The sequence below is a fragment of the Acinetobacter sp. ANC 4648 genome, assembly GCF_002135345.1.
Classification (GTDB): Bacteria; Pseudomonadota; Gammaproteobacteria; order Pseudomonadales; family Moraxellaceae; genus Acinetobacter.
The window spans coordinates 301,270-314,471 of the sequence record NZ_NEGI01000004.1; the positions used below are offsets into that span (position 1 = coordinate 301,270).

The 13,202-nt window shown below is 35.7% G+C and carries 11 protein-coding genes; 5 read left to right on the forward strand and 6 right to left on the reverse strand.

From position 1 onward, the window contains the following. The first annotated feature begins 283 nt into the window (after positions 1–283). Positions 284–2,290 carry a TonB-dependent receptor domain-containing protein gene (locus B9T27_RS09305; RefSeq protein WP_416224401.1) on the forward strand — a complete coding sequence of 669 codons (2,007 nt, stop codon included), beginning with the start codon at positions 284–286 and terminating at the stop codon, positions 2,288–2,290. Positions 2,291–2,541: 251 nt separating this feature from the next. On the opposite strand, the gene B9T27_RS09310 is transcribed toward B9T27_RS09305, so the two are convergent. From B9T27_RS09310 to B9T27_RS09320, 3 genes are read right to left on the reverse strand one after another with little or no spacing between them, the layout of a single operon-like run. Beyond that, positions 2,542–2,880 (reverse strand): DUF3325 domain-containing protein, encoded by a 339-nt coding sequence (locus B9T27_RS09310; protein ID WP_086206547.1) that lies wholly within the window; start codon positions 2,878–2,880, stop codon positions 2,542–2,544. Then, positions 2,877–4,559, reverse strand: coding sequence for a PepSY-associated TM helix domain-containing protein (locus tag B9T27_RS09315; protein ID WP_086206548.1), 1,683 nt, complete (start codon positions 4,557–4,559; stop codon positions 2,877–2,879). Before B9T27_RS09315 ends, B9T27_RS09310 begins: the two co-directional genes overlap by 4 nt. Position 4,560: 1 nt before the next feature. After that, the gene (locus B9T27_RS09320; protein ID WP_086206549.1) at positions 4,561–4,917 is read right to left on the reverse strand and encodes a hypothetical protein; all 357 of its coding nucleotides are present in this window, start codon (positions 4,915–4,917) and stop codon (positions 4,561–4,563) included. A gap of 866 nt (positions 4,918–5,783) precedes the next feature. On the opposite strand from B9T27_RS09320, the gene mutS reads away from it, so the two are divergent. The 4 genes from mutS (at position 5,784) to B9T27_RS09340 (ending at position 10,635) form a co-directional block, all read left to right on the forward strand. Beyond that, a complete protein-coding gene (mutS, locus tag B9T27_RS09325) occupies positions 5,784–8,426 on the forward strand; it encodes a DNA mismatch repair protein MutS (protein ID WP_086206550.1) in 2,643 nt (880 codons plus the stop codon). A 219-nt stretch (positions 8,427–8,645) separates the two neighbouring features. Next, entirely contained in the window at positions 8,646–8,969 is a 324-nt protein-coding gene (fdxA, locus tag B9T27_RS09330; protein ID WP_086202708.1) for a ferredoxin FdxA, read from the forward strand. 135 nt (positions 8,970–9,104) lie between these two features. After that, the gene (locus tag B9T27_RS09335; protein WP_086206551.1) at positions 9,105–9,824 is read left to right on the forward strand and encodes a D-Ala-D-Ala carboxypeptidase family metallohydrolase; all 720 of its coding nucleotides are present in this window, start codon (positions 9,105–9,107) and stop codon (positions 9,822–9,824) included. A 145-nt stretch (positions 9,825–9,969) separates the two neighbouring features. Further along, entirely contained in the window at positions 9,970–10,635 is a 666-nt protein-coding gene (locus B9T27_RS09340) for an O-methyltransferase (protein WP_086206552.1), read from the forward strand. Between the two features lie 348 nt (positions 10,636–10,983). Here the strand turns inward: B9T27_RS09340 and B9T27_RS09345 are convergent, their stop codons facing one another. The 3 genes from B9T27_RS09345 to B9T27_RS09355 form a co-directional block, all read right to left on the reverse strand. Continuing rightward, entirely contained in the window at positions 10,984–11,826 is an 843-nt protein-coding gene (locus tag B9T27_RS09345) for a universal stress protein (protein ID WP_086206553.1), read from the reverse strand. Positions 11,827–11,956: 130 nt separating this feature from the next. Further along, the gene (locus B9T27_RS09350) at positions 11,957–12,574 is read right to left on the reverse strand and encodes an acyltransferase (RefSeq protein ID WP_086206554.1); all 618 of its coding nucleotides are present in this window, start codon (positions 12,572–12,574) and stop codon (positions 11,957–11,959) included. After that, entirely contained in the window at positions 12,567–13,163 is a 597-nt protein-coding gene (locus B9T27_RS09355; RefSeq protein ID WP_086206555.1) for an IMPACT family protein, read from the reverse strand. The genes B9T27_RS09350 and B9T27_RS09355 overlap by 8 nt, the downstream gene beginning before the upstream one ends. Between the last annotated feature and the right edge of the window lie 39 nt (positions 13,164–13,202).

Genomic DNA, 13,202 nt, shown 5'->3' on the forward strand with positions numbered 1-13,202 from the left:
CAAATTCCGTCGATGAAAAACCTAAACATTTTTCAATATTCTCCTGTCCTAATTACCCCTACTGACTCGCAATTTTTTAAATAAATAATGGCTAAAGCCTAATTTATCAGATAGAAGAATAAGTACTAATGAGAATTAATATCAATAACATTTGTGTTTATATTATTCTTTGTTACAATCTGCCTCATAAAATTCAATCTTTCTTCATATTTATTAGGAATCGGAACGTTAAATGGCTAAGCGTATTCTTCAATCTGTACTTTCTCTTTCCATTTTATCTGCAATGAGTTCAATAGCTTCTGCACAGGAAGATATTAAAAGTCCAACACCTCAATTAGAAACAATTGTCATTTCAGCAACAGGTTACGAACAAGATCTGAGCAAAGCACCTGCATCAATTACAGTGATTGGTCGTGAAGAATTAGAGAAACGTGAATACAACGATATTACAGATGTCTTACGTAATACACCTGGGATTGTTGTTTCGGGTTCAGGCTCAGCACAAACAATCAGCATTCGTGGAATGAGCTCAAATTACACATTATTTCTTGTAGATGGTAAACGCCAATACTCTAGAGATGTGAATCCAAATGGCGATGACAACGGATTAGAAAAAAATATCCTCCCACCAATAGCAACTATAGAACGTATTGAAGTTATTCGTGGCCCCGCCTCTACATTGTATGGTAGTGATGCAATGGGTGGCGTGATTAATATTATTACCAAAAAAGTGACCGATGATTGGTCAGGAACAGTTGAGCTAGGAACCACGATTCAAGATCAAGGAAATTCTGGTGATATTAAAAATGCCTCAGTCTATTTAGCAGGACCATTAATTCCAAATAAATTAGGCTTGCAGCTGGCCATTAATAAACAAGAACGTAATGAAGATAGTTACGTAGGTGGTTTCCGCGGTAATGAACATGAAAGCTTAAACACACGTTTAACTTATATTGTAAATGATCATCATGATTTAAAATTAGAAGCTAATTTTATTGACCAAAAGGGTGAGTCAACAGTAGGAAAAACTGTTGCTAATGTTGCTGGGACTGCCGATTCGACAGTACGGAATCAACGAAGTGTTTATTCTCTTACACATAATGGTCGATATTCCGATAATTTAGACAGCGCTACTTTTATACAATTAGAAAACTCAGAAAACCCTGATCGTGAAAATACTAGTGTAGGTACAAAAGGTATTGAACAAGAAACTCTAACTTTCAATAACCAATGGAATTGGAAATTTATAGATCACACACTTTCATTCGGTGCTTACTATAAAGATGAAAAATTAAATGATAAAGCGACTAACCGCAATCCAAATATCCCTGAATTTAGTGAATTAACGCGTTGGTCTGCTGCTGTTTTTGCTGAAGATACTTGGAGCATAACTGACAATTTTGATTTAACAGGTGGTTTACGTTACGATCATGATGAAAACTATAGTGGACACTTATCACCACGTTTATATGGTGTTTATAGTTTAAGTGACCAATTTATTGTCAAAGGTGGTGTATCTACAGGTTACAAACAGCCTGATATTCGCGCTGCAACAGAAGGCTTTTATGGTGTCACTGGTGGTGGTGGTTCTCCATTGCCTACTGGTCGCGGTATCATCCGTGCAAATCCTGATCTTAAACCAGAAACAAGTGTTTCTTCAGAGTTAGGGATTAATTGGAAAAATGATTTCCTAAATGCATCTTTAACAGGATATATCACCAACTTTAAAGATAAAATCACAGAAGTTCGTAGCTGTGAAACAGATACAGATGGCTCCTCTGCCAATCGAAATAAATGGGAAAACTGGAAATGTTTTGAAGGTTCAACACCATTTTATTTCATCAGTGACCGCATCAATGTAGATGAAGCGGAATTACGTGGTGTCGAAGCAACATTAGAATCCCACTTAAATGATTACACGACATTAACGGCAAACTATACGTTTACAAATACTGAGATTAAGGCAGGTGAATTTAAAGGAAAACCTTTAAATGAAATGCCTAAACATATGTTTAATATCATGGCAGATTATGAAATCAATGATGTATTAAATGTATGGTCACGTCTACATCACCGTAGTGAAACATCGGCATCTTTAAGTCGTACATCTATGGCAGCTCCAAAACCCGGATATCAATTTATTGATGCTGGATTTAACTATAAATTCACACCAAATTTAAAAGGTAGATTTGGTATTTATAATATTTTAGATGAAAAAGCTGAAAATGCTGATGGCGATCAATTATTAGATGGTCGTCGTTATGGTATTAGTTTTATCGCTAATTTCTAATTCATTTGGATAATAAAAAAGTCCTATAACCATATAGGACTTTTTTACACTACAAATAATATTTTAAGATTACATAGTAGTCACTACGTATAAGTAGCACCAACCTCCCTCTTTAGATCAATCACTAAGTTTTTAAATATTGAACTTACTTAATATATTTAGGTCAATCTCATCAAAAGTGACTGATTTCGTCTAATCCTAAAATAGATTGCTACTCATTTCAGGACTAGACCGAGGTATTGTTTAAAATTTCAAATCAGCTGCAAAGTTAAGGTAGTGATAAAAATAATCATACATACAATTGCGACCTGTGTGATTTTATTTGCAATATACGTCAGACATAAACAAACAAATAATGCCGATAAAGTCAAAGTACCAATCCAATAACTTATGCCAATACTGATATTACTTTGTAAAATTGATGCAATTAAACCTACAAGGAGTGAGATCCAACCTATGCTTATAGCTAAATAGGTTTTATGAACATCTAATTCTTGAGCAAAAATTTGCTTTTGATGTTTAGACATACCACTTGCTAAGGCAATCAAACCAAAACTAGTTAAAGACCAGATCAGTAGAAACCAAATCATACTTGAGTCTCCTTAGCTGACTGGATTACATTAGCTTTCTTAGTGGGTAACCCTTTATGCTTTTTCACTTTATAGAAAGAATAAAAGAATAATGCAGCCAATAACAAACTCATTAAATCAAATGTTGCAATTAGCCATTGTCCATTTACAATACTACTCCACAACGAGTGACCACCCGTCATAAAATTAACCACTGGCAATAAAGCAAATAATACAGTAGCAAATATCAATTGCTCTAACCATGCTTGTTTATGTGTACGAAAACAGGCATGAATCAAACTCAATAGCCAAAGTGCAAAAAAACATCGAATTTCCCAGTTTGAACGCATTGCCATGTCAGCTGGAATAAAACGGTTGGCATAAAAATACCCCGCACAAGCAATTGGCAAACCGATAATTGCAGCAATATTAGTGACTTCAACTAAACGATAACCAAATGATTTAAACCCTTGTTTTTGCTGTTGAGGAGCACGTTTTACACACCATAAAATTAAGCCAGTTGCCACCATTAAAGTACCAACAACACCAGCAATAAATAATAACCACCTTAAGGCTAAATCAACACCACGCGCTTCATGTAAAACGGTGACCACATTGTAAATACCCATAGGTACAGAGGTTTGATGTGTTGTCTGTTGTTGAGTCTCTAATTGCCCCGTCACACCATTAAATTTTAAAGTAGGTGTAATATTACGTGTCACCAAACTATCGGAATACAATGCACGTAGCTCAATTTTTGCTTGGTTAGTATTTGGCGAAATAATATTAATTGAGCCAATTTGATTATCTTTCCACTGAGATTGAGCATATGACAATAATGGTGCTAAATTAGTCAAAGGCGCAAATTGAAGCTGATTCTCGGATTGTTCTTTACGACTTCCGCGGCCTTCAGAACGTTTATCACTTTGACTTTGTCTACGTTCTAAAGAGGTAGCCGTTTGTGTCGGACTACTACGTTGATCTTGTAAAAAATCTTTTCGACTTTCATATACTTGATTAATACCCCAAGGCATGAGTGTAAACATTAGTAGTAATAAACCACTTAATGTAATCATGATATGAAATGGCAATGCAAAAACAGCAGTCGCATTGTGCGCATCCAACCAAGAACGCTGTCCCTTACCTGAACGGAAGGTAAAAAAGTCTTTAAAGATTTTTTTATGCGTAATAATGCCACTAATAATCGCCACCAGCATTAACATGGTTGCGAAACCAACAATCCAACGAGCAGGCGTACGAGGTAACCCATATAATTCAAAATGGAAACGATATAAGAAACCACCACCACGGGTTTCTCTGGCTTGGATGACTTCGCCTGTCGCACTGTCTAAAGTGACACGTTCACCACCACGTCTTGCCTGAAGATCTTCACCTTGCTTTCTAATATTGACTTCAGTCGTGGTCTGACGTGAATTAGGAAGCTGAATAGTCCAACTACCGGCAATAGGATGATTTTTTTGTAGATAATCTAATGCAACTTGGGTTTGTGTAATTTGAGACTGACTTGGTATAGATTGGTGTAATTCAGGTTTCATCCAAACAGAAATTTCATTTTGGAAAAAGCTCAATGAACCTGTGAGGAAAATAGCATATAATAACCAACCTAAAATTAAACTTGCCCATGTATGCAGCCATGACATGGATTGGCGTGGACCCTCCGGTTTAGCATCAACTCTCATTTCAACTTCCAACAACTTGATAAATTACATATAAAAAAATACTCGGAACAATAATTCCTAAACTTGCTTTTAAAGTTTTATTTACCATGAAAACCCAAATAAAAGCAGCACTATGAACACAAAATGCAATTATTGTTGCACCTATAACTGCACTTGCTCGATAATCTGAAAAGACTTTCGCAAGTACCATCGCGGTCAAAGATGCTAATACATAACCTCCAACTGTCGCTAGAATGAAACGATATAACACCAACAATCGATAGCGAGTTAGTAAAATTTCGCTCTGACTTCGAGATGATAAAGTTTTACTGATACTGGGTACAGCAACCAGATCAGCCACATTATTAAGATTCTGCATACAATTCCAAAATAAAAAGGCAAATATTAATGATAATAATTCTTATTTATATTGTAGTCTAGTTTAGTTGAATTAGAAATTTTTTATAGAAATAAAATATTTGAAAATTTTAGAGGCAATTGGCTGTCCATAACTCTGATATTAAGATGTAATAGTTTACTAAGTTAAAACCTACTTTATTTGAATATACACCAACTTAATTAAACCCCAATTTTTTATATAGAACCTCTCCTAGCTTAAGTCACTATCTCAATAATCTGTCAACTTCTTCAACCATCCAAATCTTCTTCTGATACTTGTGTAAAGTATACCTAGCTTTTAATTCCTGTTTTGAATAGGCTAAAATTACTTCAGCTATTTCTTTGGACATTCCAAGCGAAGAGTTCCCATCGTGTTTCAGCTAATAACATTACAGAATTAAGTACTGATTTTTCATTTTTTTAATACAGGATTAATAAGTTTCTATACTTATATAATTGAAAGAGATTAATTTTGTTCTACCTTTAGAAATAGGTAATTCCTTATACTCACCAATATTTACTCTTATAACCTCAAGTTTCAGGTTATCTATCGCATGCACAAATACTGTGCTCTTTTAAAAAGCTAATGTATTATTTTCAACCATCTGTTACAGATTATATTTCTGAATCATTATATTTTGCTAAAATCCATCCGATAATGAGTTTCTTATTTTTTAAAACAAAATTCTTATACCCATGCTACTTTAACATCTACAAATTAGGTGTACCAAAAGGTACACCTAAATTTAAGATTTTGCAGGTTATCTGAAACATCATAGGTCAAAACAGGACAGTACATCAAATGCAAAACACAGATAGAACGTATATATTTAAAGGATTTCATCAATGAATACTGATAAAACAATACCTGACCTGTCTACACTGACCCCGATGATGCAACAGTACTTAAATATAAAAATGCAACATCCACATTCGTTAATGTTTTATCGAATGGGAGATTTTTATGAGCTATTTTTTGATGATGCACATAAGGCTGCAAAACTATTAGGAATTACCCTTACTCATCGCGGTAAAGCCAATGGTGAACCTATTCCAATGGCAGGCGTTCCCTATCATGCTGCTGAAGGCTATTTAGCACGTTTAGTTAAAAAAGGCGAAACGGTTGTCATCTGTGAGCAAGTCGGTGAAGTTACGGGTAAAGCTCCAGTAGAGCGTGCTGTGGTACGAATTTTAACACCTGGTACACTGACCGATGATGCTTTACTCACAGCGCATCAAAGTTCAAATTTAGTCGCTTTGTGTTTTCAACAGAACCAAATTGGTATTGCGCTTTTAGATTTAAGTGCGGGTATATTTAAAGTTCAGCAACAAGAGTTTAAGTCTGAAAATTTACCCATCGAATTAGCACGTTTAATGCCAAGCGAAATTTTAGTAGACGAAGATATTGTCGACCCGAATATCATTGAACAGCTCAAAAAACAAATCGACTGCCCCATCACTAAACGCCCAAATGTCGATTTTAATCTCAATAATGCACAAAAAACGCTTTGCGATCAGTTTGCAGTGTCCACCCTTTCAGGTTTTGGCATTGATCATTCACCTTTGGCAAAAGCTGCTGCAGCTGCATTAATTCACTATGCCAAAGAAACCCAAAAGACAGCTTTACCACATATTCGTTCCATTAAATTAGAACAAAGTAGTGACTTTATTGCGCTCGATCCAGTCACTCGCCGCAATTTAGAAATTATTGATCCTTTATTTGATCATGGCACGTCATTATTTACACTGATTAATGACTGTCAAACTGCGATGGGTGGACGCTTATTAAGCCGTACATTGATGCAGCCGATTCGTGATACTGCCATTTTAGATACCCGACTAGATGCCATTGATACCTTACTCAAAGGGTATCATGAATCACCTGTGCGCTTAGTGCTCAAAGACATCAGTGATATTGAACGTGTACTCAGTCGCGTCGCCCTAGGCAGCGCTCGCCCACGTGACATTGTACAATTACGCCAAGCCTGTGCACAAATTCCATTTTTACGACATGCGATTCAACCAATTCTTAATGATCAACAATCCCAGCTCATTACTCAATTGAATGAGGAACTGGGCGATTTTAATGGATTACATCAACGTTTAATGTCTGCCATCGTTGAACATCCACCGATGCTGTTACGTGATGGTAATGTAATTGCTGAAGGTTTTGATACAGAATTGGATGAGTTACGTAAAATCCGAGATCATGCCGGCCAGTTTTTGATTGACCTTGAAATTCAAGAACGTGAACGTACAGGAATTAATACTCTTAAAATTGGCTATAATCGTGTTAGTGGTTATTATCTTGAATTAACTCGTGCTCAGGCCGAGCAAGCACCGGATCATTATATTCGTCGTCAGACGTTAAAAAATGCTGAACGCTATATCACGCCTGAATTAAAATCATTTGAAGATAAAGTACTTTCTAGTGAGTCACGTGCACTCGCACGTGAAAAAATGCTATTTGAAATGTTACTTGAAGAGTTACGCGCAGATATTGCGAATTTACAAATGATGAGCGGTGCAATTGCACAAATTGACTTACTGACTAACTTTGCACATCAAGCGCGGTTAAAAAATTGGTCACGTCCCGAATATAGCCCTGAAATTGGCATTCAGATTACCGCAGGTCGTCACCCTGTGGTTGAAGCTTTAATTAAAACCCCATATACACCGAATGATACTCAGCTTGATTTTAATCATCGTATGGCAATTATTACAGGGCCCAATATGGGCGGTAAGTCGACCTTTATGCGCCAAACTGCATTAATCAGCTTATTGGCATATTGCGGTAGTTTTATTCCAGCGAAATCTGCCAAACTCGGCCCAATTGACCGTATTTTCACGCGCATTGGTTCAGCTGATGATCTATCCTCAGGAAAATCAACCTTTATGGTTGAAATGACCGAAACGTCTCAAATTTTACATCATGCAACCAATCAATCTTTAGTGCTTATGGACGAAGTCGGCCGAGGAACCAGTACTTATGATGGTTTATCTTTAGCTTGGGCATGTGTTATCGATTTAACTAAACGCATTAAGTGTTTATGTTTATTTGCAACTCACTATTTTGAATTGACTGAATTAGGTAAAGAAACTGCGATTGATAATTATCATGTTACTGCCAAAGAACTTAATGGTAATTTAATCTTATTACATAAAGTTCAGCAAGGTCCAGCTAGCCAAAGCCACGGCTTACAAGTAGCTAAACTTGCAGGTATTCCCACTGGTGTGATTAAAGAAGCACAAAAACGGTTACGAATTCTGGAAAAACAACAGCAACAACAATTACAATCTGTAGTACAAAATGATTTATTTACTGAAGTAAGTCTTGAGCCTGAAGTCACAGAAACTGTAATTGAAATCGGAAAAAAGTCTGTGGTACTCGATACCTTAGCTGAGTTAGATCTAGATGATTTAACTCCACGTGATGCATTAGCAAAACTTTATGCTTTAAAAGAACAGCTAAACCAAGAATTGGCGTAACTATATTATTTAAAGCTTATTCTATTTCATCTATTAAAAGGCTCTCCTAACAGGGGAGTTTTTTACATTTTGGGTGTAAAATAGCCAAGCTTTTCATTTTCGAGAAAAATAGTAGCTCAACGTATAACAAATATCAATAAAAGCAATTGTTACTTGGTACTGTTTTTGCCTAAAATAGAGCATTATTCATTACAACCATATTTTTAGGTAGCAGACGCCATGACCTTCGTTGTCACTGAGAATTGTATTAAGTGTAAATATCAAGACTGCGTAGAAGTATGCCCAGTAGACTGCTTTTATGAAGGTCCAAACTTTCTCGTCATCAATCCAGATGAGTGTATTGATTGTGCATTATGCGAACCTGAATGCCCTGCGAATGCAATTTTTTCAGAAGATGAGTTACCAGAAGGCCAAGAAGTCTTTATTGAACTGAATACTGAACTTTCTCAAAAATGGCCTAATATTACCCAAATTGGCGACCAGCCTGCTGATCGTGAAGAATGGAATGGTAAGCCAGATAAGTTAAAACTTTTAGAAAAATAAGATTTTAAAGATCAGCATATGCTGATCTTTTTCATTGTTTATTACTCAATCGTACATTTGTTTGCAAATTATGCAAAATATATCATCAAAAATAGACTAAAATAATTCGTTATTTAAATTCAGCATAGATTTAAAATGAAAGATATTTTGAAGGGTTTACTCTCTGTCAGTACAATTTCATTGTTGATGATTGGATGTACCTCTTCTCCTCAAAAAGGTCAAACCATCTCTACACCGAATGGTCATCGTATTTTTATTCCACAAGAAAAAATCACTCTTGAACGTACTATTCCGCTCAAAGCCATGCCTACATCTTATCGCAATTGGCTAATTAGTAATGATAATCAACTGTCTGCTCGCGAATACGAACGATTTTTAGAACAAAATAATGTGGGCAATATTATTCCGAGTTTTGAGTTATTCAAAACAGCTCGTGACTGGCAAAAATGTGGTAAGTCTGAATATATGATTCCAAATCGGGAAATTTGGCGTAATCAAATTGCAACCCTCAAAGTCTTTAAATATTTAGTCGCGTCCAAAGTTTTAACTGATTTTGAAGTGACTTCAGTTTATCGTGATTTACCGCTAAACCAATGTGCTGGGGGGGCTGGCTCTTCTCGTCATTTATTTAACTCTGCCATCGATTTTCGTATTGGCCCTGCAAATCCTCAAGTTGAAGATTATGCATTTATTGAAAATACTAAATTTAAACTCTGTCAATTTTGGGCACAGTATGGCCAAAGTTTAAATATGGGTCTAGGTCTCTACTCTTCGGGTCAAATTCATATTGATACTCAAGGTTATCGTACTTGGGGGGCCGATTTATCTCGTAATAGCTCAATGTGTAAACTTTAAAATCAATATGCTTTTCAAAATTTTTTAATGCTGACCTGAGAACATACAATCAATTGCACTAAAATGAGAACTAGAATTGCACTCTAAACTGAAAAGTTTACAATGCATCTATCGCAACTCAGGTGACATCAGTCAGGTAAATCATATGCAACAACAGTGGTCAGATATTGATGCTTATATCGAGTCTTATTTAACACCAGTAGACCCTACACTTACACAAACATTAAAAAATACCGATGAAAAAGGGTTTCCTGACCATTTGGCTGTGGCACCGAATCAAGGCATGCTATTACAAATGCTGATTCAAATGAATAAATGTAAGCGTGTACTTGAGCTCGGCACATTTGCGGCATACAGCACTCTGTGGCTTGCACGCGCCTTACCTGAAGATGGTTATATTTTAACGATTGAAGGCCGAGATACGCATGCCACCTTGGCACAAGAAAATATTGATAATGCTAAACTTCCTCAAACCATTGAGCTTAAAGTAGGTCGTGCCGCCGATATTTTAAGAGCACTACCTGAAGATTTTGAGCAATTCGATTTTATTTTTATAGATGCAGATAAACAAAGTTATCCTGAATATCTACAGCTCAGTCTAAACCTATCTCACTCTGGCACTATTATTGTGCTAGATAATGTTATCCGTGCGGGTGATATTTTAGATTCTGACAATCATAAACCAAGTATCGAGGGTATTCGAGAAATGTATCGACTCATGCAGAATCATCCACGCCTTTTATCAAGTACTGCCTTACAAACGGTTGGTAGTAAAGGACATGATGGTTTTGCAATTGCAATTGTGAAATAACATACAACACTAAGACTTTTTAAAGCCTCTATCTTTAATAGAGGCTTTTTTATGGCTATCTTAGAAATTGATTTTTTTTACTTAATCTATTTTAAAAATTAAAATCGATATCCTCTATATTAAGTTATCCCCTAAACCTGTTTGTATCCTTGTGGATAACTTTATCATTTCAACATAAGCTAATGAAATATAACTCATTTTAACAATAGACTACAAAACAATCGCTTGTTTTAATCTTTATAAACAAAGTACTTGTATTAAAAAAAACAAGATTTTTTCAAAAGTTTTCTGCATCTTTTTAACAAAAAATAAAATTCATACCAGATAAATTTTTCAATCCAAAATCGACTATTTAACCACCAACAATGGAACACTCGCATGACGGAAAATAGTTGTCGTAACGCTGCCCAAGAAAAATTGATGAATTTTACTATGACTAAATGCACCTAAAACAATCAATTGGATTTCATGCTGATTTTGATAATCTAAAATATTCTCTGCCACATCACCATAACGATATTCAACCACCACATCTAATCCGGCATCTCTTAAAAACTGCGAGGGTTGATTTAAAATTTCAGGATAATCACCCACATAAACTAAATGACATTGTAAGTGTCTTAATATATCGCTTTTAGCAACACGTTCTAGCATCGCCTTACAGTTTGGAGAATCATCATAAGCAAAAATAAAGCGTGACGGTGGCTTAAAATTTTCCCCTACGGTCAACACCGTACATTTAGCTCCACGAATAAAATTTTCAACATTACTGCCTATATTCTTATTTTTTTCAGCCGATCGTGTACCTTGGCGACCGATAATAGCAATATCATTATCTCGCAAAGTATTAAAACTTTGTTCTAAAAAATCACCCTTTTCTTGGATCTGAGTTGGTGTGACCCCATATTTCTGTTGAATATTTTCAGAAATATGCTTGAGTAAATTATTGCTATACTCCAAAGCCAATTCACTCTGTTTTTGCTCTAACTCAGCCAGCTCTTTCAATAGCATGGCATTACTTTCAAAACCAATAACACCACTAATTTCGCCTAAATGATAACTTGCGGGATAATAATCCAGTACTTGCAATAGCACTAATTCTCTATCGGTTTTTTCTGCGATCCATGCCGCTGCCTCAGCCAAAGCATTTACACAAGGTGAAGAATCAATACACGCTATTACTCGGTTCATTATTGCCTCGCTTAGACAGTTTCGCCTTAGTTGCATTCTTATTTTAACTTAGCACAAGTTTTTTATAGATTAAGCGACTTTTATGTATAAAGTCTCAATAAAAAAGAAAAAAATTGTAAAAATTATACTGTTAGTCGCGATACCGAATAAATTTTGCAGGGTTTCCAGCGACAATTTCACGCTCTGCAATATTTTTGGTCACCATGCTATTCATTCCAACCACTGCATGTGCCGCTATTTTAATACCATCCTTAATCCCTACATGCGCACCCAACCAAACATCTTTTTCAATTTCAATACCTTTAGAAGTCACGGCTTGTTGATAGATTGGCTGTGATAAATCCATTCCATGATCAAAGGCATATAAATGACAATATGCAGCAATGCGGACTTGATCATGCAGTTTAATCCCAGCTCGTCCACCATCTAAAATACAATGATGATTAATCGCAACTTCCTGACCAATATCTAATGGCCCATGTAAAGTACAATCCGCTGCGATAAAAGTATTATCACCAATAATAATTTTCCGTCCTGGTTCAGCAAAAATATGTGCTAAAGGCGAAATAAAACAGTTTTTACCAATTTCAACAGTTTCCATACTCATCAAGTAGTCTTGATATTCTTGCTGCCAAGCATCTGCCCAGACCCGATTTTTTGGTTTAAGCGAATAATAAAGCCATGGCATATAATTTAATCGATGCTGATGTTGCTCACGATATTTTAACAATGGGTCTTGCTCAGTCATAATCTTCATCCTTAATTTTTAACTGTTCACGACCTCGTGTCACATCTTGAATTTTTAATGCCAATACTTCAATTTGATCCAGTTGTAACCTTGCTTGAACCTTAACTCCATCCACTGTATATTCTTCTGTATATTCAATATTTTGTTGATTCAACTCATATTGAAAGATTGCCCACTCACTAAACTGGCAAGCAAAATAAATTTCTTTTTTTTCAATTAGCTCAATTTTTTCAGCTAAAAGCAAACATTGTCCTGCACATCCACCGTAGGCACGAACCAAGCCACCTGTACCCAATTTAATACCACCATACCAACGGTTAACTAAAACAATAGTATTGATTAGATCATTACCTTCTATCGTAGCTAAAATTGGCCGACCTGCAGTACCTGATGGCTCACCATCATCATTAAATCGAACATTATGTCCAATTTTCCAAGCCCAGCATTGATGGGTTGTAGATATATCTAAATGTTGCTCTAAAAAGACTTTCACTTGTTGTTCATTTTCTACCGATGCAGCAATGGCCTGAAATCGACTTTTCTTGATCTCTTCATCATAAGTAGTTTCTGTTGTAAGGGTAAATAGCATAAACGAGATAAAAAATATTAAACACATAGACTTTGGATA